The 25,064-nt window shown below is 72.0% G+C and carries 19 protein-coding genes; 16 read left to right on the forward strand and 3 right to left on the reverse strand.

Annotated features, from left to right (window positions below; all coding sequences use genetic code 11):
* Positions 1 to 92: 92 nt before the first annotated feature.
* Genes ACIBK6_RS01150 through ACIBK6_RS01175 form a run of 6 tightly spaced genes read left to right on the forward strand, consistent with a single transcriptional unit; the run spans position 93 to position 9,509 of the window.
* On the forward strand, positions 93 to 1,295 hold the full coding sequence (locus ACIBK6_RS01150) for a nucleotide disphospho-sugar-binding domain-containing protein (protein ID WP_399047683.1): 1,203 nt from the start codon (positions 93 to 95) through the stop codon (positions 1,293 to 1,295).
* Positions 1,292 to 4,444: an AMP-binding protein gene (locus ACIBK6_RS01155; RefSeq protein WP_399047684.1), complete on the forward strand. Its 3,153-nt coding sequence runs from the start codon at positions 1,292 to 1,294 to the stop codon at positions 4,442 to 4,444. The genes ACIBK6_RS01150 and ACIBK6_RS01155 overlap by 4 nt, the downstream gene beginning before the upstream one ends.
* The gene (locus ACIBK6_RS01160) at positions 4,432 to 5,598 is read left to right on the forward strand and encodes a nucleotide disphospho-sugar-binding domain-containing protein (protein WP_399047686.1); all 1,167 of its coding nucleotides are present in this window, start codon (positions 4,432 to 4,434) and stop codon (positions 5,596 to 5,598) included. Before ACIBK6_RS01155 ends, ACIBK6_RS01160 begins: the two co-directional genes overlap by 13 nt.
* A complete protein-coding gene (locus ACIBK6_RS01165; RefSeq protein WP_399047688.1) occupies positions 5,586 to 6,758 on the forward strand; it encodes a nucleotide disphospho-sugar-binding domain-containing protein in 1,173 nt (390 codons plus the stop codon). Before ACIBK6_RS01160 ends, ACIBK6_RS01165 begins: the two co-directional genes overlap by 13 nt.
* Positions 6,755 to 8,455 (forward strand): MFS transporter, encoded by a 1,701-nt coding sequence (locus ACIBK6_RS01170; protein WP_399047690.1) that lies wholly within the window; start codon positions 6,755 to 6,757, stop codon positions 8,453 to 8,455. The genes ACIBK6_RS01165 and ACIBK6_RS01170 overlap by 4 nt, the downstream gene beginning before the upstream one ends.
* Positions 8,343 to 9,509 (forward strand): nucleotide disphospho-sugar-binding domain-containing protein, encoded by a 1,167-nt coding sequence (locus ACIBK6_RS01175; protein WP_399047693.1) that lies wholly within the window; start codon positions 8,343 to 8,345, stop codon positions 9,507 to 9,509. The genes ACIBK6_RS01170 and ACIBK6_RS01175 overlap by 113 nt, the downstream gene beginning before the upstream one ends.
* Positions 9,510 to 9,806: 297 nt before the next feature.
* Here ACIBK6_RS01175 and ACIBK6_RS01180 read toward each other — a convergent pair whose 3' ends face one another.
* Both ACIBK6_RS01180 and ACIBK6_RS01185 read right to left on the reverse strand, forming a co-directional pair.
* Complete coding sequence (locus ACIBK6_RS01180) at positions 9,807 to 10,076, reverse strand: phosphopantetheine-binding protein (RefSeq protein WP_399047694.1); 270 nt, start codon at positions 10,074 to 10,076, stop codon at positions 9,807 to 9,809.
* A 56-nt stretch (positions 10,077 to 10,132) separates the two neighbouring features.
* Positions 10,133 to 11,653 carry a class I adenylate-forming enzyme family protein gene (locus ACIBK6_RS01185; protein ID WP_399047695.1) on the reverse strand — a complete coding sequence of 507 codons (1,521 nt, stop codon included), beginning with the start codon at positions 11,651 to 11,653 and terminating at the stop codon, positions 10,133 to 10,135.
* A 395-nt stretch (positions 11,654 to 12,048) separates the two neighbouring features.
* Between ACIBK6_RS01185 and ACIBK6_RS01190 the strand changes: the two genes are divergently transcribed.
* From ACIBK6_RS01190 to ACIBK6_RS01210, 5 genes are all read left to right on the forward strand, one after another.
* The gene (locus ACIBK6_RS01190) at positions 12,049 to 13,191 is read left to right on the forward strand and encodes a MupA/Atu3671 family FMN-dependent luciferase-like monooxygenase (protein WP_399047697.1); all 1,143 of its coding nucleotides are present in this window, start codon (positions 12,049 to 12,051) and stop codon (positions 13,189 to 13,191) included.
* 73 nt (positions 13,192 to 13,264) lie between these two features.
* Positions 13,265 to 13,840 (forward strand): NADPH-dependent FMN reductase, encoded by a 576-nt coding sequence (gene ssuE / locus ACIBK6_RS01195; RefSeq protein ID WP_399047699.1) that lies wholly within the window; start codon positions 13,265 to 13,267, stop codon positions 13,838 to 13,840.
* Positions 13,841 to 13,975: 135 nt separating this feature from the next.
* On the forward strand, positions 13,976 to 15,043 hold the full coding sequence (locus ACIBK6_RS01200) for a glucose-1-phosphate thymidylyltransferase (RefSeq protein WP_399047701.1): 1,068 nt from the start codon (positions 13,976 to 13,978) through the stop codon (positions 15,041 to 15,043).
* Positions 15,040 to 16,068 carry a dTDP-glucose 4,6-dehydratase gene (gene rfbB, locus ACIBK6_RS01205; RefSeq protein WP_399047702.1) on the forward strand — a complete coding sequence of 343 codons (1,029 nt, stop codon included), beginning with the start codon at positions 15,040 to 15,042 and terminating at the stop codon, positions 16,066 to 16,068. Before ACIBK6_RS01200 ends, rfbB begins: the two co-directional genes overlap by 4 nt.
* The gene (locus ACIBK6_RS01210) at positions 16,065 to 17,672 is read left to right on the forward strand and encodes an FAD-dependent oxidoreductase (RefSeq protein ID WP_399047703.1); all 1,608 of its coding nucleotides are present in this window, start codon (positions 16,065 to 16,067) and stop codon (positions 17,670 to 17,672) included. The genes rfbB and ACIBK6_RS01210 overlap by 4 nt, the downstream gene beginning before the upstream one ends.
* A 103-nt stretch (positions 17,673 to 17,775) precedes the next feature.
* On the opposite strand, the gene ACIBK6_RS01215 is transcribed toward ACIBK6_RS01210, so the two are convergent.
* Entirely contained in the window at positions 17,776 to 18,393 is a 618-nt protein-coding gene (locus ACIBK6_RS01215; protein WP_399047705.1) for a dTDP-4-dehydrorhamnose 3,5-epimerase family protein, read from the reverse strand.
* A 122-nt stretch (positions 18,394 to 18,515) separates the two neighbouring features.
* Between ACIBK6_RS01215 and ACIBK6_RS01220 the strand changes: the two genes are divergently transcribed.
* From ACIBK6_RS01220 to ACIBK6_RS01240, 5 genes are read left to right on the forward strand one after another with little or no spacing between them, the layout of a single operon-like run.
* The gene (locus tag ACIBK6_RS01220) at positions 18,516 to 19,547 is read left to right on the forward strand and encodes an NAD-dependent epimerase/dehydratase family protein (protein WP_399047707.1); all 1,032 of its coding nucleotides are present in this window, start codon (positions 18,516 to 18,518) and stop codon (positions 19,545 to 19,547) included.
* A 39-nt stretch (positions 19,548 to 19,586) separates the two neighbouring features.
* Positions 19,587 to 20,888 carry a lipopolysaccharide biosynthesis protein RfbH gene (gene rfbH / locus ACIBK6_RS01225; RefSeq protein ID WP_399047709.1) on the forward strand — a complete coding sequence of 434 codons (1,302 nt, stop codon included), beginning with the start codon at positions 19,587 to 19,589 and terminating at the stop codon, positions 20,886 to 20,888.
* Between the two features lie 52 nt (positions 20,889 to 20,940).
* A complete protein-coding gene (locus ACIBK6_RS01230; RefSeq protein ID WP_399047710.1) occupies positions 20,941 to 22,398 on the forward strand; it encodes an NDP-hexose 2,3-dehydratase family protein in 1,458 nt (485 codons plus the stop codon).
* Positions 22,391 to 23,497, forward strand: coding sequence for a Gfo/Idh/MocA family protein (locus ACIBK6_RS01235; protein WP_399047712.1), 1,107 nt, complete (start codon positions 22,391 to 22,393; stop codon positions 23,495 to 23,497). The genes ACIBK6_RS01230 and ACIBK6_RS01235 overlap by 8 nt, the downstream gene beginning before the upstream one ends.
* A complete protein-coding gene (locus ACIBK6_RS01240; RefSeq protein WP_399048437.1) occupies positions 23,490 to 25,064 on the forward strand; it encodes an acyl-CoA carboxylase subunit beta in 1,575 nt (524 codons plus the stop codon). Before ACIBK6_RS01235 ends, ACIBK6_RS01240 begins: the two co-directional genes overlap by 8 nt.

Here is a 25,064-nt window from a genome sequence, read left to right on the forward strand (position 1 = left end):
TTCCGCGTTCGTACGGCACCCGAGCGGCATTCGAGCGGCTGCCCCGACCCTTGCCCTGCCAGCGTCCGTACGCGATGGAGTGAGGCGACTGAATGCGCGTGTTGTTCGTGGGTCACGGCCCGGCCCATATCCCCTGGATCATCCCGCTCGCCTGGGCCAGTCGGCTGGCGGGCCACGAGGTGCGGGTGGCGGTGCGGCCCCAGTGCGTGGCGCCGGTGACCCGGGCCGGCCTGGTGGCGGTGCCGGTGGGCGACGACGCCGTCACGGGCGCCGTCGCCGCCCGCCAACTGGGCCTGGGGCCCGGACGGTTGAAGAGCGCGGGCGAGTCGGCCGCGGTGCTCGACCCGGACCTGAGCGAGGCGCTCACGGAGAAGATGATCGCGGTCGCCGACACCCTCACCGACGACCTCGTGGACTTCGCGCGGTTCTGGCGCCCGGACATCGTGGTGCACGACACCGCGGCGGCGGCCGGACTGGTGGCCGCGGCCGCCGTCGAAGTGCCCGCCGTGGGCCACACCTGGGGCGTCTCGCTCGGGGTGCACTGCGAGCGGGAGAGCGAGCTGCGGCCCTCGTACGCGCGGCTCTTCGAGCGGTTCGGCCTCGACCCGGTCATCGGCCCTTCCGTGTGGATCGACCCGTGCCCGCCGGGCCTGCGCCCGCCGCACGGGGTGCGCCGGGCGGACATGCGGTACGTGCCGTTCGCGGGCCCGGCGGCGGTGCCATCATGGCTGCGCCGCGACCGGGACTCCGAGCGCCCCCTGGTGTGTGTGACCGGCGGGGTCACCACCGCCGCCCTGGACGAGGTCCGCGACCACGTGGTGGCGAGCCTGCGCGGGCTCGGCGCGGACGTGGTCCTCGCGGTCACCGCCGCCCAGGCCGAGAACCTGCCCCAACTCCCCGACGGCGTACGGGCAGTGGAGTCCTTCCCGCTCGACGTACTGCTCGCGCACTGCGACGCGCTGGTGCACCACGGCGGGGTGGGCAGCGGCCTGATCGCCGTCACCCACGGCCTGCCGCAGCTGCTGCTCCCGCAGAACGCCTTCCAGGAGCACTGGTCCGATCTGGTGCGCTCCTCCGGCGCCGGCGCGGCGCTGCCCGCCGACGCCGCCGAGGGCGCGGTCGGCGCGGCCGTCCAGGACCTGCTCGCCCGCCCCTCCTACCGGCAGCGGGCCCGCGCCCTGCGCGGCGAGATCGACGCGATGCCGCTGCCCGACCAGCTCGTGGGATTCCTCGAAGAGTGCGTGCGAGCCGGTCACACGGAAGTTCCCACCCCGAAGGAGGCAGGAAGACGATGACCGTTCAACTCCTTGCGCCCGCACCGGGCGACGAAGCGCCCCGGTTCGCGCGGGGCGGGACGATGCACGCCCTGTTCCAGGACGCGGCCCGCCGCTTCCCGGCGGCAACTGCCGTACGGCACCGCTCTGTCGAGGTCTCGTATCGCGAGCTGGACGCCGCGTCCGACACCCTGGCGGCGCTCCTCCAGGAGCAGGGGGTGCGGCCGGGGCATCTGGTGCCGGTCCTCATGGAGCGCGGCGCCCCGCTGATCGCGGTCCTGGTCGCGCTGTTCAAGTGCGGGGCCGCCTACTCGGTGCTCGACACCCGCTGGCCGGCCGAGCGCCTGGCGGGCCAGATCGGCCGGCTTGCCGCGCCGCTGCTCGTCACCGACGGGCCGGGCCACTGGTCGGTGCCCGTGTGGGCGCCGCCCGCCGAGGACCTGACCGTCACCGCCGCGCGGGGCCTCACCCCCACACCGGTCGCGGTGGGCGGCGGCGATCCGTGCGCGGTGTTCTTCACCTCGGGCACCAGCGGCGCCCCCAAGGGCGTGGTCTCCAGCCACGAGAACGCGGTGCGCCTCTTCGACCGGGAGACGTTCGCCGAGCTCGGCCCCGGCACCGTGATGCCGCAGACCGCCCCGCCGACCTGGGACGGCTTCACCCTGGACTGCTGGAGCATGCTGCTCACCGGCGGCACCACGGTGCTGCTCGACGAGCCGGTCCTGGTGCCCCGCACGCTGCGCGCGCTGATCGCCGAGGACGGGGTGAACGCCGCGTTCATGACGACCCAGCTCTTCAACATGCTGGTCACCACCGACGTGGGTGCCTTCGCGGGCATGAAGTGGCTGGCCATCGGCGGCGAACGGGCCGCCCCGACCCGCATCCGCCGCTTCCTCGCCGAGCACCCCGCCGTCCGGCTGCTCAATGTGTACGGTCCGGTCGAGTGCGGGGCGATCGTCACCTCCCACGACATCCGCCCCGAGGACTGCGACGACCCGGCGGGCGTCCCGCTGGGCGCCGAACTCGCCCACACGGACATCCTGGTCCTGGACGGCGACCGGGTCTGCGCGCCCGGCGAGACGGGCGAGCTGTGCCTGGGCGGTCCCGGACTCGCGCTCGGCTACCTCGGCAACCCGGAGCTCACGGAGTCGGTGTTCGCGACCGTAGGAGGTCAACGCCTGTACCGTACCGGCGACTTGGGGCACCGCACCGCCGAGGGCGTGCTGCACTACACCGGCCGGGGCGACCGGCAGATCAAGATCCGGGGACACCGGATCGAGCCCGCCGAGGTGGAGCGGACCGTGGAGCGGGTGGCCACGGTCACGGGTGCGGCGGTCGTGCCGATGCCCAGGCCGGACGGCTCCTACCACGGGCTCGCCCTCTTCTACACGCGCGCGGACGCCGGCGGGCTCGGCCCCGACGAGCTGCGCGAGCGGCTCGCCGCACTGCTTCCGGAGTATCTGGTGCCGCGCCGCGTGCACCTCCTGGACCGCTTCCCGCTGCTCGCCAACGGCAAGCTGGACCGGCGCGAACTCGCCGCGCGGGCCGAGCCCGAGCACCCGCGCCGCGACGCCGGGGCGCCGGCCCTGGAGGGCACGGCCGCCGTGGTCGCCGAGGCGTTCCGGGCCGTGCTCGACGCCGGTCCGGTACCCGCCGACGCCTCGTTCTTCGAGCTCGGCGGCAGTTCGCTGGACGCGGCCCGGCTCTGCCAGCACCTGGACGCCGTCCTCGGCGCGGCCGTGCAGCCCTCGCAGATCTTCCGCACGCCGACGGTGGTGCGGCTCGCCGAGTGGCTGGACGCCACCGCGCGCGGCGCCGCCGAGGCGGCCGCCGAACCGTCGGACCCCGTCCCCGGCGAGATCGCGCTGGCGCCGCAGCAGGCCGGGTTCCTGTGGGCCGCCGCCCACGACACCACCGGCATCGGCGGGCTCTGCCGGCTCACCTGGTGGCTGACCGGCCCGGTCGACCGGGCCGCCCTCGAACTGGCCGCGGGCGACGTGCACTTGAGGCACCAGGCGCTGCACGCCCAGTACGTGATCCGCGAGCAGCGGGCCCTCGCCGTGCTGCCGGAGCGTCCGCACCAGGTGGAGTTCCGCCATCTCCCGGACGCGGCCGACGAGCCGGCCGCCGTCGGCCAGTGGCTCGCCGCCGCGTTCACCCCGCTCGCCGTCGCCGAGGGCCGGGTGTGGCGGTGCGCCACCCTGCGCAGCCGGGACACCGGGCGCACCCTGTTCGGTCTGGTGGCCCACCACTGCGCCTTCGACGGCGCGTCCGAGACGGTGCTCGCCGCCGACCTGTCCTTCGCCTACGCGGCCCGCGCCGAGGGCCGCGCACCTCGCTTCCCGGCCCCGGCCGCCACTCTCGCCGAGGTCGCCGCCGACCGCCGGCGCGCGCTGTCCCGGGTCGACCTCGCCGCCCAGCGCGCGTTCTGGGAGGACCTCCTGGACGAGCCGGAACCGCTGCGGCTGCCCGGCCGGACGGACAGCGAGCCGACCGCGGGCCCCAAGTACGCCCGCACACACCGGATTTCACCGGATGAGCTGGCCCGCTGGGACACCCGGGCGCGCGAGTTCGGCACCACCCGGTTCGCGCTGCTCGCCGCCCTGTTCGGCGCCGTACTGCGCGAGCTGGGCGGGCAGGACGACATCACGGTCAAGGTGCCGGTGGCCCGGCGCGGCAGCGGAGTGCTCGCCACGGCGGTCAGCTGCCGCGTCGACCTGATCTACCTGCGCTTCTGGCCACCGGGGCGGCGGCGGGACGGTGCCGGGCTGCGCGCCGCGGTGGCGAGCACGGATGCGGCGCTGGCCGCGCAGGAGATCGGCGGCGCGGCCCTCGACCACATCCTGGTGTGGTCCGGCGGCAGCGAGGCGCTGCCCTCGATGCCCACCTTCCTGATGCAGGACGACCCCGATCCCGCTCTCCAACTGCCCGGCTGTGACGCCGAGTTGCTGCGGATCGACAGCCCCGCCATGTCCACCGAGCTGGAGCTCGACGTGCGGATCGGCGGGGCGGGCGCCGACGTGACCGCCACGGTCCGCACCGACCGGCTGCCCGCGACCGTCGCGGACGCCGTCGCGGACGCCTTCACCGCAGCGGTACGGCGCGGACCGGCCAACGCCGACGACGCTCCCGCCGCCGCCCACCCCGAGGACCCCTCATGCGCGTACTGATCCTGAGCACCCCCGAGTCCACCCACTTCACGACGATGGTCCCGCTGGCCTGGGCGCTGCGCGGGGCCGGGCACGAGGTGCTGGTCGCGGGCCAGCCCGACATCGTGCCGACGGCCCGCGCGGCCGGCCTGTGCACGGTCACCGTGGGCCGCGAGTTCCACGCCAAGGACCTGCTCAGCCCGCCGCTGCCGCCCGGCCGACGACCGATCGAGGTGACGGGCCCCACCACGCCGAAGATGATCGCCATCGGCTCCAAGGTGTGGGTGCTGCACGCCCGTTACCTCTTCCCGCGCTATCTGGAGGTGGCCCACCAGTTCAAGCCCGACCTGGTGGTCTCCGAGCAGATGGACTACGCGGCGCTCCTGGTGGGCGGCGTCCGGAAGATCCCGGTGGTCTCGCACCGCTGGGGCATCGACCCGCTGAGCCCGCTGATGCGGGAGACCGCCGTCGAGTTCCTCCAGGGCACCTGCGACCGCTACGGCATCGAGGGCGGCCTCCCGCTGCCCGATGTGGTGCTCGACCCGGCGCCGCCCGAGCTGCTCTACCCGGGCACCCCGCAAGCCACCCCGATCCGCCACGTCCCGTACAACGGGACCGGCCCGGTCCCCGAGCGGCTGCGCCGGACCGGGGACAAGCCCCGGGTCGTCGTGTCCATGGGGCGCCAGACCATCGCGCTCGGCGGGCTCCCGATGTTCCGCACGATGATCGAGGCATTCGGCCAACTGCCGGACATCGAGGCGGTGTTCACCGTCCAGGACGAGTACATCGAGCCGCTGGGTCCGGCCCCGGCGAACGTGTGGCTGACCCCGCCGGTGCCGCTCAACGGCTTCCTCGGCACCTGTGCCGCGATCGTGCACCACGGCGGCGCCAACACCCTGATGACGGCCACCGGAGCGGGTGTTCCGCAGCTGGTGCTGCCGCAGCTGGCCGACCAGTTCGCGGGCGGCGAGCTGCTCGCCGCCACCGATGCCGCCATCTCGCTCGGCACCGCCGACGAGCAGAACGACCCGGCGATCGTCGCCGATGCCCTGAGCACCCTGCTCGACGGCGAGCGCTTCGTGAAGGGCGCCGCCGAGCTGGCGCGTTCCGTCGCCGCCATGCCGAGCCCCGCCGCCGTCGTCCGCGACCTGGAGAACCTGCGATGCGCGTCCTAGTCATCAGCACCCCCGTCGAGAACCACTTCCTGCCGCTGCTCCCGCTGATCCGGGCCCTGGCCGACGCCGGGCACGAGATCCTGGTGACCGGCCAGCCCGATGTCACCGGGCCCGCCGAGGCGGCCGGGCTCGCCACGGTCACCTTCGGCGAGGCCTTCCACTCCGAGGACCTGCGCGGCGGCAAGCGGCCCGCCGGTCTTCGCCCCATCGAGGTGTCCGGCCGCCCGGACCGGCAGCAGATCGGCGGGGTCGCCCAGGTGTGGCGCAACCACGTGCCGTACTTCCTGCCGGACTATCTGGAGCTCGCCCGCGAGTGGCGGGCCGATCTGGTGCTCTCCGAGCACATGGAGTTCGCCGGGTCGGTCATCGGCGCGGTGCTCGGCATCCCGTCCGTGCAGCAGCGCTGGGGCGTCAATCCGACCGCTCCCGCGATGCTCGGTTTCGTACGCCTCTACCAGGGGCCGCTGTGCACCCGGCTCGGCCTGGACTCGGTGCCGGTGCCCGATCTGCTGCTCGACCCGGCGCCGCCCGCCCTCGCCGACACCGAGGCCCCGGCCGCCCGCCCGATCCGTCCGGTCCCGCACGCGGAGCCCGGCACCCCGTGGGCGTACCGCACCCCGCCGGGCCGACGGGTGGCCGTCGCGCTCGGCGGGCACACCCTGGAGCTCGGCGGCGCGCGCCTGCTGCGCCGGGTCGTGGACGTGCTGGCGCGGACCGGTGGCGTCGAGGCGGTCGTGTCCGCGGCGCCCCGGCACCGCGAGGCGATCGGGGCGCTGCCCGAGGGCATGACGTACACCGAACTGACCGCGCCCGGCCTGCTCTTCCCGGGCAGCGACCTGGTGGTGCACCACGGCGGCGCGGGCTCCACCCTGGGGGCCGCGGCCCTCGGCATTCCCCAGCTGGTGCTTCCCCAGCTCGGCGACGCGTTCGTCGCGGGCGACCGGATCGCGGCGGCGGGGGCCGGGATCACGCTGGACTCGGCGGAACTCCAGAACGACGAGGGCCACTTGGCCGCCGCCGTCACAGAGCTGCTCGCCGAGCCCGGTCACCGCGCGGGCGCGGCGCTCATACGCGAGCAGATCGAGGCCATGCCGACGGCGGCCGAAGTGGTCGGCCGATTTGAGCAGTTGACTGTGCGTCAGGGGGTGGCGGCCGTATGAGCACCGAAGCCCCTGCCCAGGACGGCGTCAAGGAAGTGAAGAAGCCCCATCCGCACGGGATGAGCGACCTCCAGGTCCTGGTCTTCATCGTGTGTGCGATGGCGACCATGACGCTCGCCCTGCTCGACGGCTCGATCATCTCCTCGGCGGTCCTGCCGATCGTGCGCGACCTCGACCCGGCGCACGGCATCGACCGCTTCCCCTGGCTGATCACCGCCTACCTGCTCGCGGCCACGGCCGCCCAGCCGCTGTACGGCAGGCTCAGCGACAGCTACGGGCCGCGCCGGATCTACCTCGCGGCGCTCGCCACGTTCCTGGCGGGCTCCGCGCTGTGCGCGACCGCGCACACCCTCACCCAGCTGATCCTGTTCCGCGCGGTGCAGGGGCTCGGCGGCGGCGGCCTGATGAGCATGACGCTGATCGTGATCGCCACCCTGTACCCGCCCAAGTCCCGGGCCGGGCGCTCGAACGCGGGCGGCGCGCTCATCGCGGCCGGCATCATCGCCGGGCCCATGATCGGCGGGCCCATCAGCGAGAGCCTGTCCTGGCGCTGGATCTTCCTGCTCAACGTGCCGCTGGCCGGGCTCGCGCTCGCCGGGGTGACCTGGGCGCTGCGGCTCCCGGTGCGCGGCACCCGGCAGCGGGTCGACATCTTCGGCTCGGTCCTCGTCGCCTCCGCCACCTGCGCGCTGCTGCTCGGCGTCAAGACGTACGGCGACCAGCAGTCGTTCTCGGGCCCTGTGGTGCCGTACTTCTACGGCGGCCTGATGATGTTCGTGTTCTTCGCGGTACGCCAGTTGAAGGCGGCCGATCCTTTGATGCCGCTCACGCTGTTCAAGGACAACGTGTTCCGGTCGGCCGCGATTCTCCAGTTCGTGGGCGGGTTCGCGCTGCTCTCGCTGCCGGTGTTCCTCATCAACTACCTGAACATCGTGCGGGGCGTGAGCCTCGAAGCGGTCGGGCTGCACCTGATCCCGCTCGCCGTGGGCGTGGTCGTGGTCTTCCTCGCCTGGGGCCGGATCATCACCCGTACCGGGAAGTGCAAGGCGGTCCTGGTCGCCACCACCGCCACGGCGACCGCGGCGGCGGCCGGGCTCGGCCTGACCGTGGCCGACGCGGCCGCCTGGCAGCTCGACGGGCTGCTCCTGCTGCTCGGCGTGGGCCTGGGCGGCGTCACCCAGATCGCCCTGTTCATGACCCAGTCGGCCGCGCCCGCCGACCAGTTGGGCGTGGTCACCACCACCTCACGGTTCGCCACCATGCTGGGCACCACCATCGGCGGCACCGTGCTCGGCGCGGTCCTGAGCACGCGCTTCGCGGCGGCCGCCGGGGCCTCGGGAGTCAAGGACCCCGACGCCGCCGCGGCCCGGCTCGCCGGGCTCGCCCCGGCCCGCCGCCATCTGGTGACGGACGCGTTCGCGCACGCCACCTCGACGCTGTTCCTGACCGCGGCCGGGCTGCTGCTGCTGGCGCTCCTGACCGCGCTGCTCATGAAGGACGTGGACGTGAACGCCGCGTCCGCCGATGAGCCCGCCGACGTATCCGCCGATGAGGCCGCCCCAGAGTCCGAGGAGGACGAAGAAGATGCGCGTACTGATGCTGAGCACCCCCTTCCCCACCCACTTCACCCCCATGGTGCCGCTGGCCTGGGCGCTGATGGGAGCGGGTCACGAGGTGAAGGTCGCCGCGCAGCCTGACGTCACCGACGCGGCCCGCGCGGCCGGGATCGCGGCCGTCGACATCGGCGACCGCTTCCACGGACTCGACGTCCTCCAGCGCCATCTCCCCGACGGGGTACGCCCGTTGGAGCTGATGGGTCCGACCCCGCCGGAGAAGATGGCGGGCGCGACCAAGCTGTGGGAGACCCACGCCCGCTATCTGCTCAGCTCCTATCTGGAGTTCGCGCGCGACTGGAAACCCGATCTGATCGTCTCGGAGCAGATGGAGCTGGCGGGACAGCTCGTCGCGGGCGCGCTCGGCATCCCGTCCGTGCAGCACCGCTGGGGCGTCGACCCGCTGAGCGGTCCCTCCCGCACCTCGGCCCGCAACTTCCTGTACGGGACGGCCGAGCGGCTCGGGCTCGGCGGCCTGCCCGACCCCGCTCTGCTGCTCGACCCGTGCCCGCCCGCGCTGCGCCACCCGAGCGCGGCGCCGGGCGCGCCGATCGGCTACGTACCGTTCAACGGCACCGGCACCGCGCCCGAGTGGCTGCGGGGGCCGGCCGCCGACGGGGTGCGCCGGGTCGTGGTGTGCCTGGGCCGCCAGACGCTGGTGCTCAACGGCACCGGCCTGTACCGCTCGATCATCGCGGCCTTCGACGGCCTCGACGGGGTCGAGGCGGTGGTGACGGCCGACGCCGCCTTCCACCAGGGGTTCGGTCAACTCCCGGAGAACGTACGGGTGGTGGAGCCGGTGCCGCTCAACATGATCCTGCGGGACTGCGCCGCGGTGATCCACCACGGCGGCGCCAACACCACCCTCACGTCGTGCTCCTTCGGGCTTCCCCAGGTCGTACTCCCCCAGATCGTCGACCAGTTCGCCTCGGCCGAGCTGCTCGCGGCGGCCGGCGCGGCCCGGGTACTCGGCGAGGCGGCCCCGCAGAACGATCCCGGCCGGGTGCGCGAGGCGATCAGGGACGTCCTGGACGACGCCCGCTACCTCAAGTGCGCTCAGGAGCTGCGCGCCGACATGGCGGAGATGCCGAGCCCGGCCCGCGTGGTCGAGGACCTGGAGCGTCTGGCCGCCGCCTGACCCCAACTGACGTATGGATGAGGGCTCTTGCTACGGCAAGGGCCCTCATCCGTGTCCGCGCACCCGGGTACGGACACGACGGAGGGGCCCACCGACCGGTGTGGTCGATGGGCCCCTCCGGTACTTTCCGGGCGGGTCAGCCGCGGCGCTTCTTCATGGCGTCGCCGGCCAGCTTGGCGACGAGGATGACGGCGACGGTGACGGCGAGACCGATGATGAGGTGGCTCATGGTGTCCTCCTGAGGACGTGTAGGGGTGGGGGGTTGGATGGTGCGGTGGAAACTCGTGGTGGGGCGGGTCAGGCGTGGGCGGCGGCGCGCTGGGCGTCGAGTACCGCCCACAGCGCGGACGGGGTCGCGAAGGTCGCGCCCGTGAGGGTCTCCTCCGGGAACTCCACGTCGTACGCGCCCTCCAGGCGGACCAGGAGTTCGATGGTGGCCATCGAGTCGAGGCCCACGGATTTCAGGTCGAGCGACGGGTCGAGCGGGCCGGAGCCCGTGCTGCGCGGCAGGACCGAGGTCAGCAGCTTCTCGAAGTCGGCGTCCCACTGAACGTCAGCGGTGGTCATGGCGGGTTCTCCTCACAGGGGTACTGACTCGGGAGCGGGTCACTCTCGGGAGCGGGTCACTTCTGTTCGCGGCGCAGCCGCTGCTTGTCGGTCTTGCCGTTCGGGGTGAGCGGGAGCTCGCCCAGCAGGTGGCAGGCGGCCGGGACCTTGGCGGCCTCCAGGCGCTCGGCCAGCTGCGCGAGCACCTTGGCGGCCGTCAGCTCGGTGACGGCGTACAGCGTGAGGTCGTGGCCCTCGGCCGGGGCCAGCGCGGCGGCCGCCGTGACGCCCTCGATGTCCAGGGCGGCCGTCTCGATCTCCAGGGTGCCCATGCGGACGCCCTTGCGCTTGAACAGGTCGTCGCGGCGGCCCTCGAAATAGAGGTGCCCGTCGGCGTCCAGGTGGCCGTAGTCGCCGGTGTGCAGGGTGACCTCGCCGGTCACCGGGTCGGGGCGAAAGCGCAGGGCGGTCTGCTCGGGGGCGCGCCAGTAGCCGGTCATGATGTGCGGTCCGCGCACGGCGATCTCGCCGACCGTGCCCGGCGGCAGGAGCCGGCCGTCGTCGTCCAGGATCAGCACCTCGGTGCCGTCGAGCGCCCGGCCGACCGAGCCGGGGCGTGCGATGTCGCCGTCCGGTTCGAGGACGGTGATGCGCTTGCACTCGGTGGTGCCGAACATCGGGGACACCCGGGCGCGCGGGAACGCGGCTCGCAGCTGGGCGATGACGGGCGCGGTGAGCGCGGCCCCGGTGTTGGTGAAAAGCCGCACCGGGGGCGCCGCGCGCCGGTCCCGCCTCGACAGCGTGAGCAGCATCTCGCCGAGCGAGGGCACCAGCGGCACCACGGTGACACCGTGCTCGTGCAGGGTGGAGAGCAGCCGCACGTGGCGGTCCGGCGAGGTGAGCACCACTTGGGCGCCCGCGATGACGGAGAGCAGGATCTGGTAGAGCCCGTAGTCGAAGGAGACCGGCACCGCGACCAGGACGACGTCGTCCTCGCGGTAGTTCAGCCGGGCCTGGATCGCGCGGGCGGCGAAGACGATGGGGGCGTGGGTGCTCACCACGGCCTTGGGCGCCGAGGTGGAGCCCGAGGTGTAGATGAGCAGGCCCAGGTCGTCCGGCGCGACGGGCCGCTCGTCGGCGGCGGGCGAGGCGTCGTACAGCGCCTCGGCACCGCGCCGCACCTCGTCGAGCCCGAAGACCGGCCGGTTCGTCAACTCCCGTAGTACCGCGGCGTCTTGTACGTCCTGACCGATCACGAGGACCGGGTCGCAGTCCGGCACCACGGTGTTCAGATGGAACCGCTTCATCGCCGGGTTGACCGGTACGAAGGCGATGCCGCGGCGCAGCGCCCCGAACATCAGGGCGGTGAATTCGCGGGTGTTGCCGACGCGGACCAGGATCCGGTCCGCGGGCCCCACGCCCTGGGCGGTGAGCCAGTCGGCGTACGCCCGTGACCAGGCGTCCAGTTCCGCATAGGTCCACACGCCCGCGGCATCGCGCACCGCGGGGGCGTCGGGCCGGGCGGCCACGGCCGCCGCGAGCAGTCCGTGGACGGTATCGGTGCCGGTGTCCGCGGCAACCAGCGTCTGAGTCGTCATCCAGCAACCTCGTGGTCATCGGAACGGAAGTCGGTCACCCGAGCGTGTGGCACCGGCTTCGAGCCGGACTGGAGCGGTGGTAGATGCAGGCTCTGCGGCCGGGCGCGGCACCGGAGCGCTCTGCGGGATGTGCGGTTTTCGACTGCGGGCCGTCTTGGGCTGGTCGCGCAGTTCCCCGCGCCCCTAGGGGGTTGCTTCGAGCCGCCCTCGCATTTCGCTCGATCCATCACAACCGGCGTGACTCGCGGGGCACTTGAGCGGGGCTGGAGCGCTCTTGACCCGCCCGGGACTCAAGTGGGCTGCGAGGAGGCCGCCCCATGGTGTCGCCGGGCAGCAAGCCCCCATGGTGACGACCCCGCCGCGACGACGTCCGACGGGGAAGGAGGCAGCGCTACATGAACGCGGATTCCCGGCAGACCGGCAGCCAGGGCGCGGACGGCTCGGCAGGTGAGCGGCCGCTGGACTTCGGTGTCTTCTTCTTCGCCGCGGTCGGCGACCGGGCCCAGGAGACGTACCGGCTGATGCTGGACGCGGCCCGCCGCGCCGACGAACTGGGCTTCGGTTTCGTATCGACGCCCGAGCGGCACTTCCACCGCTTCGGCGGCGCCTTCCCCAACCCGGCCGTGACCTCGGCGGCCATCGCCGCGGTGACGAGCCGCATCCAGATCCGGGCCGGCAGCGTGGTGACCCCGCTGCACCCGGCCGCCCGCATCGTGGAGGACTTCGCGATGGTGGACGGCATCTCGGGCGGCCGGGTCGCGATCTCGGTGGGGTCCGGCTGGAACGTCAACGACTTCGTGATCGCGCCCGAGAAGTACGAGACCCGGCGCGAGCAGATGATCAAGGACGTGACGGACATCCGGACCGCCTGGCGCACCGGCCGCTGGACCGGCCCCAACCCGCTGGGCGCCCAGACCACGCTGCCCGTCTTCCCGCGCCCGGTGCAGGACGACCTGTCGGTGTGGGTGACCGCGTCGCGCAGCGAGGGCACCTTCCGCGAGGCGGGTCGGCTCGGCTGCAACATCCTGACCCATCTGGAGAACCAGGACGTCGAATCGCTCTCCGGCAAGATCGCCCTGTTCCGGGCGGCCCGCGCCGAGGCCGGCTGGGAGGGGCCCGGCAAGGTCACCGTGATGATGCACACCTACGTCGCCGACGACGCGGCCGAGGCCCGCCGGGTGGGCGGCGGCAGCCTGCGCGACTATCTGCTCTCCGCCATCGACCTGGAGGCCCTCGCGGTCGAGGCCGGCGGCCGGATGAGCGGCGACAAGCAGGGCCGCGAGGTGCTCTCCGCCGCCGGCGCCCAGCGCAAGCTGGCCGAACTCGGCGTCAACCGCTACCTGTCCGGGAACTCGCTGATCGGTTCGGTCCAGGAGTGCGCCGAAACCGCCCGCCGGGTCCGCGCGGCCGGGGTGGACGAGATCGCCTGCCTGGTGGACTTCGTCGCCGACCCCGAGCTCGTGCTCGGCTCCCTGGAGCGGCTCGCCTCGGTGCGCCGCGAGGCCTCGGCCCCGGCCGAGCCGGCGTTGGCCGCCTGACCCCGGCCGGGCCCACGGCCCGTTGTCCGGACTTGACCAAGAGCATCTCCCATCCGTTCCCAGGAGGTTGTCCATGCCGACGATCCTCGCCGTCTCCGGCAGCCCGTCGCCGGTCTCCAGCACACACCAGGTCCTCACCCTCGCCGCCGACCGGCTGGGGGCCCGCGGGCACCGGGTGGAGAGCCTCGCCGTGCGCACCCTGCCCGCGGCCGAACTCCTCCGGGCCGACCTGGACCACCCCCAACTCGCCGATGCGGCCCGGCAGTTCGCGGCTGCGGACGCCATCGTGCTCGCAACGCCGGTCTACAAGGCGGGCTGCTCGGGGCTGCTGAAGTCCTTCCTCGACCTACTGCCGCAGTTCGCCCTGGAGGGGAAGGTGGTGCTGCCGCTGGCCACCGGCGGCTCGCTCGCCCATGTGCTTGCGCTCGACTACGGGCTGCGCCCGGTCCTGATGTCGATGAAGCCCCGGGCCGTGTCGGAGAGCTTCTTCGTGCACGCCGGCGGCATCCGGCAGGGCCCGGGCGGCTTCGCCGGACTCGAACCCGGCACGGGGGCCCTGCTCCACGAGGCTACCGACAGGTTCGCCGAACTGGTGGAGGCCCTCGCCGACGGCCCCGCCCGGACCGTGCGCCTCGTGCCCGCCGCCTGACCTGAACTCCCGCTGCGCAACTCCCCCCGTTCATACGCCTGTTGATGCGTCGCCCACGCCTCAACAAGACTGAACCACAACCGAACAAGACTGAACACGACTGACCACGACTGGCCCACAACAGATGAGGTCCCCATGAAGGCTCTGGTTCTGAGCGGCGGTACGGGTAGCCGACTGCGCCCGTTCAGCTACTCCATGCCCAAGCAGCTCATCCCGATCGCCAACAAGCCCGTCCTGGAACGGGTGCTCGACAACATCCGCGACCTCGGTGTCACCGAGATCGGCATCATCGTCGGCAACCACGTCGAGGAGATAGCCGACGCGCTCGGCGACGGCTCCCGGCTCGGCGTCGAGATCACCTACATCCCGCAGGAGAGCCCCAAGGGCCTCGCGCAGTGCGTCGAACTCGCCCGGGACTTCCTCGGCGACGACGACTTCGTGATGTACCTCGGCGACAACATGCTGCCCGACGGCATCACCGAGGCCGCCGCCGAGTTCCACGCGCTGCGCCCGGCCGCCCAGGTGCTCGTCGCCCAGGTCGAGGACCCGCGCGCGTTCGGTGTCGCCGAGGTGGACGCGACCGGTGTGGTGGAGCGGCTGGTGGAGAAGCCGCCGGTGCCCCGCTCCAACCTGGCGCTCATCGGGGTCTACTTCTTCACCCCGGCCATCCACGAGGCCGTCGCCTCGATCGTGCCGAGCGCGCGCGGCGAGCTGGAGATCACCGACGCCATCCAGTGGCTGGTGACCAGCGGCGCCACCGTCCGGGCCCAGGAGTACTCGGGGTACTGGAAGGACACCGGCCGCGTCGAGGACGTACTGGAGTGCAACCAGATGCTCCTCGACGGCATCGAGCGCCGTGTGGAGGGCGAGGTGGACGACCAGAGTGTGCTGATCGGCGCGGTCGTCGTGGAGCCCGGCGCGCGGATCACCCGCTCCTTCGTGGAGGGCCCCGTCGTGATCGGCGCGGGCACCGTCCTGGAGGACAGCCACGTCGGACCGCACACGTCCATCGGCCGGGACTGCGTCCTGTCCGGCACCCACCTCGACTACTCGATCGCCCTGGACGGCGCGACGATCTCCGCGGTACGGGGCCTGCACGGCTCCCTGCTCGGCCGGTCCGCCGCGGTCACCGGCATCGACCTGGCCAGCCGCCACCACCGCCTGGTGGTCGGCGACCACACCCGCGTGGAGGTCGCGGCATGACGAACACCGGCGCTAAGAGCACGGAGAAGGACGGCATGAACAAGATCCTGGTCACCGGCGGCGCGGGCTTCATCGGCTCGCACTACGTACGCACCCTCCTGGAGGGCGGCTACGAGGGGTACGAGAACGCCGAGGTCACCGTCCTCGACAAGCTGACCTACGCGGGCAACCGCGAGAACCTGCCCGCCGCCCACCCCCGGCTCACCTTCGTCCAGGGCGACATCTGCGACCTGCCGCTGCTCCTGGAGCTGTTCCCGGGCCACGACGCGGTGGTCCACTTCGCGGCCGAGTCCCACGTGGACCGCTCGCTTGAGTCGGCCGCAGAGTTCGTCACCACCAACGTCGGCGGCACCCAGAACGTCATGGAGGCCGCGCTGCGCTCCGGTGTCCGGCGCGTCGTGCACGTCTCCACCGACGAGGTGTACGGCTCCATCGACGAGGGCTCCTGGACCGAGGAGTGGCCGCTGCTCCCCAACTCCCCGTACGCCGCGTCCAAGGCGGGCTCGGACCTGATCACCCGCGCCTACTGGCGCACCCACGGCCTGAACGTCTCCGTCACCCGCTGCTCCAACAACTACGGGCCCTACCAGCACCCCGAGAAGCTGATCCCGCGCTTCGTGACCAACCTCCTGGAGGGCGAGACGGTCCCGCTGTACGGCGAGGGCGCCAACATCCGCGAGTGGCTGCACGTGGCCGACCACTGCCGCGCGATCCAGCTGGTCCTGACCAAGGGCAGGGCGGGCGAGATCTACAACGTGGGCGGCGGAAACGAGCAGACGAACCGCCAAATCACCGAGCGGCTCCTTGAGTTGACCGGCAACGACTGGTCCAAGGTGGTCCGGGTCGCCGACCGCAAGGGCCACGACCTGCGCTACTCGCTCAGCGAGGCCAAGATCGCCGAGGAGCTCGGCTACGCGCCGCGCATCTCCTTCGAGCAGGGCCTCGCCGAGACCGCCGCCTGGTACCGCGACAACCCGGGCTGGTGGAAGGCGGTCAAGCACGCGCCGCAGGAGGACCAGAAGTGACGCTGCTCAGCGAATCGGCGCCCACGCCGCAGGTGCTGGTCGCTGGCGCCGGGCCGGTCGGGCTGAGCGCCGCCCACGAGCTGGCCCGGCACGGTGTGCGGGTCCGGCTCGTGGACGCGGCGGCCGGCCCGGCCACCACCAGCCGGGCGCTCGCCACGCACGCCCGCACGCTGGAGACGTACGACCAGATGGGCGTCCTGGACGAACTCCTGCCGCGCGGCCAGCGGGTGGAGCACTTCACGCTCCACCAGAACGGCCGCCGCCTGATCCGCTTCGACACGGACTACAGCCGGCTGTCCACCCGCTTCCCGTTCACGCTGATGGTCGACCAGGTCATCACCGAGGAGGTGCTGCGGAACGCGGTGTCCCGCCGGGGCGTCGAGGTCGAATGGGGCGTCCGGCTCACGGAGTTCGAGGACCACGGCACGGACGGCGTACGGGCCCGCCTGACCCACCTCGACGGCCGGACCGAGACCGTGGCGGCCGACTGGCTGGTCGGCGCGGACGGCGGCCACAGCACCATCCGCAAGCAGCTGGGCCTGAAACTCGAAGGGGAATCGAGCGAGACCTGGCTCATCGCGGACGCGACCGTCCACTGCGACCTGCCGAAGGACAGCATCCACTGGATGCGCACGCCCACCGGCACGGTGATGATGGTGCCGTTCCCCGAGCCCGGCAAGTGGCGGCTGCTCGACACCGCCGAGACGTCCTACGGCGGCGACGACGCGATGGTGGCCCGGCGCTTCTCGGCGAAGATCAGCACGGGTACGGGAAAGCCGGCGGTGGTCGAATCGCCGTCCTGGGTCTCGGTGTTCACGATCCAGCAGCGCATGATCGGCCAGATGCGCTCGGGCCGCGTGCTCCTCGCGGGAGACGCCGCGCACGTCCACAGCCCCGCTTCCGGCCAGGGCATGAACACCGGCGTCCAGGACGCGGTGAACCTCTCCTGGAAGCTCGCCACGGTGCTCCGCGGCGAGGCCCCGGACTCCCTCCTGGACACCTACAGCGCCGAACGGGTGCCGGTGGGCGCGGAGTTGCTGCGCACCACCCGGATGGCGACGATGCTGGTCCAGCTCCGCAGCCGCAGGGCGGCGGCCGCTCTGCGCGCGGCCTTCACGGTGCTGCGTTCGCTGCCGCCGCTCAAGGGCCGCATCCAGCGCAAGATCATGGGCGGCATGTCGGCACTGGGCCTCGGTTACGGGGCGGGCCCGCTCAGCCACCCGGCCTCCGCCCCGGGCGGCATCCGGCCGGGCGAACGAGTGGCCCGCGTAACCGCTCCCACCCTGGCCACCAGCTCCGGCTGGCAGGAACTGATCGCCGAACTCCAGCGCCCGGAATGGCTGCTGCTCACCTTCGGCGAGGCCCCCGAGGACGGCTACGGTCCCTCGGTACGCATCCGCACGGTCAACACCCCCGGCCCGGACACCCTGTCCGACCCGGCCACCCACCTGACCACCGCCCTGGGCGCCCCACCCGGCACCTGGCTCCTGATCCGCCCCGACGGCTACCTGGCCGCGAGGGGCACGGGGAAGGAGTCCCCGTCGACAGCACTGACCGCCCTGGGCATCCACCCGTCCGCCGATTCCCGTCAACTGACCTACTGAGAACGCACATTGGGCCCGCCCCGGATATTGGGGGCGGGCCCAAAAAATTGAGCCTCTTGGGGGAAATTGGGGAGCGGGGGTCCGGGGGCGGAGCCCCCGGTATCTAGGCGGCGTTCTGGGCCACCCGACGGCCGTACAGGGAAACGCACTGCTCATACGTGGGCAGCAACCCGAGCTCCGCAGCCTCGGCGACCGTAGGAGCCACCGCGTCCTTCGACGACAGCACCGGCTCCCCCGTGAGCCACCGCCCCCATGGCAGGGCCAACTCCGGGTCGAACGCCCGCAGATCGAGCTGCGTACCCGGCACGTACTCCGTCGAGCAGAGATAGCTGATGCACGTGTCATCGGTCAGCGCCACGAACCCGTGCGCGAGCCCCTCCGCGACGAACACGGCCCGCCCGCCCCGGGCGTCGAGAACCGTGGTCGCGTGCTGCCCGAACGTGGGGGAACCCACCCGTACGTCCACGACCACGTCGAGCAGCGCCCCGCGCACGCAGCTGACCAGTTTGGCCTGCCCCGGCGGGATGGCCACGCCGTGCAGCCCGCGCACCGTATTGCGCGCGGAAGCCGAGTAGTTGACCTGGCGCGGGACGAAGTGGTGCCCGGTCTCGGCGGCCAGCAGGTCGTATCTGTACGACTCGTGGAAACTGCCGCGGGGGTCCGTCAGCAGCTTCGGCATGATGCGGTACGCGTCCGGTACGGCGGTCTCTTCGATCCTCATGCCCCCGGACGGTAGGCGCCCCGACTCAAGTCCCGGTAGCGCCGCATGACCACCTGTCCAGCGGCCCCCGAGCGGCCCGCGCCACAGTGCCGCTCAAACCGCGCAAACAGGAGGTAGCAACGGTGTCGGTGATCGACCGAAGAACAGACGGCGAAGGCGGCGGCGCGGCCGGATCGGTGGTGGTGCTCGGCGCCACCGGGTTCGTGGGCCGGCACGTCTGCGAGGTGTTCGCCGCCGCCGGGTGGACGGTGACCGGTGTCGCACGCAACACCGCCGCCGATCCGGCAACTCCGTACGAAAACATCCCACTTGATGTGGTCCGGACCGAACCCGGCCGGATCGCCGAGCTGCTCGCGCAGCGCGACGCGGGCGCGGTGGTGAACGCGGCGGGCGCGGTGTGGCAGGCCACCGAGGACGAGATGAACCTCGCCAACGCCGGTCTCGTGGAGCGGCTGCTGTCCGCGGTCTCGCTGCTCGACGCGCGGCCCCGGCTCGTCCAGCTCGGCTCGGTGCACGAGTACGGCCCGGTGCCGCGTACCGGCATCACCGAGGACGTGCCGACCGCGCCGGTCACTCCGTACGGCCGATCCAAGCTGGCGGGCGCCCGTGCGCTGCTCGACGCGGTCGCGGCGGGCGAGGCGGCGGGCCTGGTGCTGCGCATCTCGAACGTGTCGGGGCCCGGCACCCCCCGGGCGAGCCTGCTCGGCATGGTGGCGCACCATCTCGCGACGGCCGCCCCCGATCCGCTGCGGCTCGCCCCGCTGCTCGCCCACCGCGACTTCGTGGACGTACGGGATGTGGCGGACGCGGCACTCGCCGCGGCCCGCGGCTCCCAGGTGTCCGGACGGGTCGTCAACATCGGCGGGGGGCAGGCGACTTCGGTACGGGCGCTGGTGGCCAGACTGACCGAGCTCGCCGGGGCGTCCGCCGGGATCGTGGAGGCGCCGGTCACCGGAGGCCGACCGCCGGAGGCCGAGTGGCAGCGCATGGACATCCAGCTCGCGCGGACCCTGCTCGGCTGGCGGCCGCGGCGCACGCTGGACGATTCGCTGCGCGATCTGCTCGCCCACGCCCGCGACGCCGCGGACCGCGAGTCGTTGTCCAGTGCCCTTCAAGTCGCTCCCTCAACGATGACCGCGTCGGGTCACCGCTGAGGACTTCGTACCGAACTGACGACCGTGGAGGCAGCCAAGATGAGTGAGACCAAGGCACGGATTCTCGATCGGGTACGGGAGTACCACCTGGAGAAGGAGCCGTCCCGCGAGTTCGTGCCGGGGGTCAGCGAGATCTGGCCGTCCGGAGCGGTGCTGGAGCCCGAGGACCGGGTGGCACTGGTGGAGGCCGCGCTCGACATGCGGATAGCCGCCGGCACCAGCTCGCGCAAGTTCGAGTCCCGGTTCGCCCGCTACATGAAGCGGCGCAAGGCCCACCTGGTGAACTCCGGTTCCTCGGCCAACCTGCTCGCCATGTCGGCGCTCACCTCGCCGCACCTGGAGGACCGCCGCCTCAAGCCGGGCGACGAGGTCATCACGGTGGCCGCGGGCTTCCCCACCACCGTCAACCCGATCCTCCAGAACGGCCTCATCCCGGTCTTCGTGGATGTCGAGCTGAAGACGTACAACACGACCGCCGAGCGCATCAAGGCCGCCGTCGGCCCCAAGACCCGCGCCATCATGGTCGCCCACGCGCTCGGCAACCCGTTCGAGGTAGCCGAGGTCGCGCAGATCGCCGAGGAGAACGACCTCTTCCTCATCGAGGACAACTGCGACGCGGTCGGCTCCCTCTACAACGGTCAACTCACCGGCACGTTCGGCGACTTGACGACGGTCAGCTTCTACCCGGCGCACCACCTGACGATGGGCGAGGGCGGCTGCGTGCTGACCTCGAACCTGGCGCTCGCCCGCATCGTGGAGTCGCTGCGCGACTGGGGCCGGGACTGCTGGTGCGAGCCGGGCGAGAGCGACCGCTGCTTCAAGCGCTTCGAGTACCAGCTGGGCACCCTGCCGGCCGGCTACGACCACAAGTACATCTACTCGCACATCGGCTACAACCTGAAGGCCACCGACCTGCAGGCCGCGCTCGGCCTGACCCAGCTGGCCAAGGTGGACGAGTTCACCAGCGCCCGCCGCCGCAACTGGCAGCGCCTGCGGGAGGGCCTGGAAGGCGTGCCGCATCTGATCCTGCCGGAGGCCACCCTCGGCAGTGAGCCCAGCTGGTTCGGCTTCGTCATCACCGTCGACCCCGACGCGCCGTTCCGGCGCAAGGAGTTGGTGAACTTCCTGGAGGAGCGGAAGATCGGCACCCGCAACCTGTTCGCCGGCAACCTCACCCGTCAGCCCGCCTATGTGGACGCCCCGCACCGGATCGTGGGCGACCTCACCAACTCCGACATCATCACCGAGCAGACCTTCTGGATCGGCGTCTACCCGGGGCTCACCGACGAGCACACCGACTTCATGACGGCCTCGATCCGGGACTTCGTCGCCGGCTGGTGACGGACCCACAACTTCCCGCCATCACAGGCCCCTTGACGAGGAGAGAGCGTACATGTCGTCGACACTTGCGGAGCTGACTGAGCTTCAGCCGGTGGTCCAGCCCCGTGAGCCGGTGTCGGTCGCCGACCGGATCGCGGCGTCCGCGGCCACCACCGGCGGGCTCCTGACCACCGGGGAGTTCCACCACTGGTTCGCCGGGCGCAGGAAGGCGGGCCGCTTCAGCATCGAGCGCATCCCGTTCGCCAAGCTGCGCGGCTGGTCCTTCGAGCCGGACAGCGGGAACCTGGTGCACTCCAGCGGGCGCTTCTTCAGCGTGGAGGGGCTGCACGTCACCACCGACGACGGCCCGCACAAGGAGTGGTTCCAGCCGATCATCAAGCAGCCGGAGGTGGGCATCCTCGGCATCCTGGTGAAGGAGTTCGACGGCGTACTCCACTTCCTGATGCAGGCCAAGATGGAGCCGGGCAACCGCAATCTGCTCCAGCTCTCCCCCACCGTGCAGGCAACCCGCAGCAACTACACCAAGGTCCACCAGGGCACCGACGTGAAGTACATCGAGTACTTCACGGGTGCGGAGCGCGGCCGGATCCTCGCCGATGTGCTCCAGTCCGAGCACGGCTCGTGGTTCTACCACAAGAGCAACCGCAACATGATCGTCGAGGTGGACGGCGAGGTGCCGCTCGACGAGGACTTCTGCTGGCTGACACTGGGTCAGATATCCGAGCTCCTACACCAGGACAACCTGGTCAACATGGACTCGCGCACGGTTCTGGCCTGTCTGCCCGCGTACAGTGCGGGCGCCCCCGCAGGGGATGATTTCAGCCAGTCCCTGGCCCGCTCCCGCGACCCCCGGGCGGGCGCCCTGCTCACCGACGTGGACCTGCTGTCCTGGTTCACCTGCGAGCGTTCGCGCTACGACGTGCAGGCCGAGCGCATACCGCTGGACGACGTGCCCGGCTGGACCCGCGACGAGGCGCGCATCGGCAAGGACGACGGCCGCTGGTTCAACGTCGTCGCGGTCGAGGTGCAGGCCGGCAACCGCGAGGTGACCAGCTGGACCCAGCCCCTGATCGAGCCGTGCAGCCGGGGCATCGCGGCCTTCCTGGCCCGTTCGTTCGACGGCGTGCTGCACGTCCTGGCCAACGCCAAGGTCGAGGGCGGCTTCCTCGACACGGTCGAGCTGGCCCCCACCGTGCAGTGCTCCCCGGACAACTTCGAGGGCCTCCAGGTCCGCCCGGCGTTCCTGGACCTGGTCCTCGATGCGGCGCCCGAACGCATCCGCTACGACGCCATCCACTCGGAGGAGGGCGGCCGGTTCCTGTATGCCGAGAACCGCTATCTGGTCATCGAGGCCGACGAGGACGACGCACCGATTGAGCCACCGACCGGCTATCAGTGGGTAACGATCAGTCAGCTCACGGCGCTGATCAAACACGGACACTACGTCAATGTGCAGGCCAGGACGCTCCTTGCCTGCCTCAACGCCATGGGACATCTGACGGATGACTGAACGACCCCTGCGCATCGCCGTCCTCGGCACCGCCGACATCGCCCGCCGACGGGTGCTGCCCGCCATGGCGGCGGACCCGGACATCGAGCTGACGGCGGTGGCGAGCCGGGACGGCGGCCGCGCTCGGGAGGTCGCGGCCCGGTTCGGCTGCGCGCCGGTCGAGTCGTACGACGCGGTGCTTGAACGGGACGACGTGGACGCCGTGTACGTCCCGCTGCCCGTCTCGCTGCACGCCGAATGGGCGGGCCGGGCGCTGCGCGCGGGCAAGCACGTGCTCGCCGAGAAGCCGCTCACCGCCGACCGGCCGACCACCGAGGCGCTGCTCGGCCTCGCCCGCGCCTCGGGCCTGGTGCTGATGGAGAACGTGATGTTCGTCCACCACCCCCAGCACTCGGTGGTACGGGAGCTGGTGGCGAGCGGCGCCATCGGTGAACTCCGGGCGTTCAGCGCCGCGTTCGCCATCCCGGCGCTGCCCGCGGGGAACATCAGGCACCGCCCCGAACTCGGTGGCGGCGCCCTGCTCGACGTGGGCTACTACCCGGTGCGCGCCGCGCTGTACTTCCTCGGCGCGGGCCTGCAGATCGTCGGCGCCGCGCTGGAGCACTCTCGGGGCTCGGCGGTGGAGACGTCGGGCGCGGTGCTCGTACGCTCCCGCTCCGGGGTCCTCGGCCAGCTGGCCTTCGGCATGGAGCACGCGTACCGCTCGGCGTACGAACTGTGGGGCAGCGAGGGGCGGATCCGCGTCGAGCCGGCGTTCACTCCGCCCGCCGACCACAAACCGGCGGTGTGGATCACGGACGCGCACGGGCCGCGCGAACTGACACTGGCCCCGCACGACCAAGTCGCCGCGACTGTACGGGCGTTCGTCCGCGCGGTCCGCTCCGGGGCCGCGCAGTCGCCGGACGCCGGAGAGTGCCTGGAGCAGGCGAGCCTGCTCGACGCGGTACGGGCGGGGGCGCGGGCGACGCATGCCGCGCATCACGACACTGCGCGACACGACACTGCGCGACACGAGACCGCGCGAGACGAGACCGCGCGGCACGAGGCCTTGCGAGACGAGACCTTGCAAGACGAGGGGACCGACCGTGACCGTGACTGAACAGCCGGCGCCGCGGACCGCGGCCGTGCGGGTCGCCGAACTGCACGTCCTGCGCGAGCAGGCCAGGCTCGGGCCGAGCGACCGTGCGACCGAGGCGCAGCACGCGAAGGGCAAGCTGACCGCGCGCGAGCGTATTGAGCTGCTGCTCGATCCGGAGTCGTTCCGTGAGGTGGAGCAGCTGCGCCGGCACCGCGCGACCGGCTTCGGCCTGGAGGCGAAGAGGCCGTACACGGACGGTGTGATCACCGGCTGGGGCACGGTGGAGGGCCGCACGGTCTTCGTATACGCCCATGACTTCCGCATCTTCGGCGGCGCCCTGGGCGAGGCCCACGCCACGAAGATCCACAAGATCATGGACATGGCGATCGCGGCGGGTGCGCCGCTGGTGTCGCTGAACGACGGTGCGGGCGCGCGTATCCAGGAGGGCGTCAGCGCACTCGCGGGCTACGGCGGCATCTTCCAGCGCAATACGCGGGCGTCCGGGGTGATCCCGCAGATCTCCGTGATGCTGGGCCCGTGCGCGGGCGGCGCCGCCTACTCCCCCGCCCTGACGGACTTCGTGTTCATGGTCCGCGACACCTCGCAGATGTTCATCACCGGGCCGGACGTGGTGCAGGCGGTGACGGGTGAGGAGATCACCCAGAACGGGCTCGGCGGCGCGGACGTGCACGCCGGGGTCTCGGGCGTGGCCCACTTCGTCCACGACGACGAGGAGACCTGCCTGGCCGAGGTCCGCTATCTGATCTCGCTGCTGCCGTCGAACAACCGGGAGACGCCTCCGGCGCTGCCGCCCGGCGACGACCCGGCCGACCGCCGCAACGACGTGCTCCTGGACCTGGTGCCCTCGGACGGCAACCGGCCGTACGACATGCGCAAGGTCCTGGAGGAACTCGTCGACCACGGCGACCTGCTCGAAGTCCACGAGCAGTGGGCCCGCAACATCATCTGCGCGCTGGCCCGGATCGACGGCCGAGTGGTGGGCATCCTGGCCAACCAGCCGCAGTTCCTGGCCGGGGTGCTGGACATCGAGGCCTCCGAGAAGGCGGCCCGCTTCGTCCAGCTCTGCGACGCCTTCAACATTCCCCTGCTGACCCTGGTCGACGTCCCGGGCTTCCTGCCCGGCGTCTCCCAGGAGCACGGCGGCATCATCCGCCACGGCGCGAAGCTGCTCTACGCGTACTGCAACGCGACGGTCCCCCGCATCTCGCTGATCCTGCGCAAGGCCTACGGCGGCGCGTACATCGTCATGGACTCCCAGTCCATCGGCGCCGACCTCACCTACGCCTGGCCCACCAACGAGATCGCGGTGATGGGCGCGGAAGGCGCGGCCAACGTCATCTTCCGCCGGGAGATAGCGAGTTCGGACGACCCGGAGGCGGTCCGGGCCGAGAAGATCGCGGCGTACACATCAGAACTGATGCACCCGTACTACGCGGCCGAGCGGGGTCTGGTGGACGACGTCATCGACCCGGCCGAGACCCGTGCCGTGCTCGCCGCCGCCCTCGCGATGCTGCGCACGAAGCACGCCGACCTGCCGTCCCGCAAACACGGCAACCCCCCGCAGTGA

Source organism: Streptomyces sp. NPDC050485 (assembly GCF_044458185.1).
Taxonomy (GTDB): Bacteria; Actinomycetota; Actinomycetes; order Streptomycetales; family Streptomycetaceae; genus Streptomyces.

Bases quoted from the DNA above. Each gene is read 5' to 3' on its own strand.
- ssuE (WP_399047699.1), top strand. From the start codon at position 13,265: ATGCCGACGATCCTCGCCGTCTCCGGCAGCCCGTCGCCGGTCTCCAGC.
- ACIBK6_RS01180 (WP_399047694.1), bottom strand. From the start codon at position 10,076: ATGACCACCGCTGACGTTCAGTGGGACGCCGACTTCGAGAAGCTGCTG.
- ACIBK6_RS01165 (WP_399047688.1), top strand. From the start codon at position 5,586: ATGCGCGTCCTAGTCATCAGCACCCCCGTCGAGAACCACTTCCTGCCG.
- ACIBK6_RS01230 (WP_399047710.1), top strand. From the start codon at position 20,941: ATGTCGTCGACACTTGCGGAGCTGACTGAGCTTCAGCCGGTGGTCCAG.
- ACIBK6_RS01175 (WP_399047693.1), top strand. From the start codon at position 8,343: ATGCGCGTACTGATGCTGAGCACCCCCTTCCCCACCCACTTCACCCCC.
- ACIBK6_RS01160 (WP_399047686.1), top strand. From the start codon at position 4,432: ATGCGCGTACTGATCCTGAGCACCCCCGAGTCCACCCACTTCACGACG.
- rfbH (WP_399047709.1), top strand. From the start codon at position 19,587: ATGAGTGAGACCAAGGCACGGATTCTCGATCGGGTACGGGAGTACCAC.
- rfbB (WP_399047702.1), top strand. From the start codon at position 15,040: ATGACGAACACCGGCGCTAAGAGCACGGAGAAGGACGGCATGAACAAG.
- ACIBK6_RS01200 (WP_399047701.1), top strand. From the start codon at position 13,976: ATGAAGGCTCTGGTTCTGAGCGGCGGTACGGGTAGCCGACTGCGCCCG.
- ACIBK6_RS01170 (WP_399047690.1), top strand. From the start codon at position 6,755: ATGAGCACCGAAGCCCCTGCCCAGGACGGCGTCAAGGAAGTGAAGAAG.
- ACIBK6_RS01190 (WP_399047697.1), top strand. From the start codon at position 12,049: ATGAACGCGGATTCCCGGCAGACCGGCAGCCAGGGCGCGGACGGCTCG.
- ACIBK6_RS01185 (WP_399047695.1), bottom strand. From the start codon at position 11,653: ATGACGACTCAGACGCTGGTTGCCGCGGACACCGGCACCGATACCGTC.
- ACIBK6_RS01155 (WP_399047684.1), top strand. From the start codon at position 1,292: ATGACCGTTCAACTCCTTGCGCCCGCACCGGGCGACGAAGCGCCCCGG.
- ACIBK6_RS01150 (WP_399047683.1), top strand. From the start codon at position 93: ATGCGCGTGTTGTTCGTGGGTCACGGCCCGGCCCATATCCCCTGGATC.
- ACIBK6_RS01215 (WP_399047705.1), bottom strand. From the start codon at position 18,393: ATGAGGATCGAAGAGACCGCCGTACCGGACGCGTACCGCATCATGCCG.
- ACIBK6_RS01235 (WP_399047712.1), top strand. From the start codon at position 22,391: ATGACTGAACGACCCCTGCGCATCGCCGTCCTCGGCACCGCCGACATC.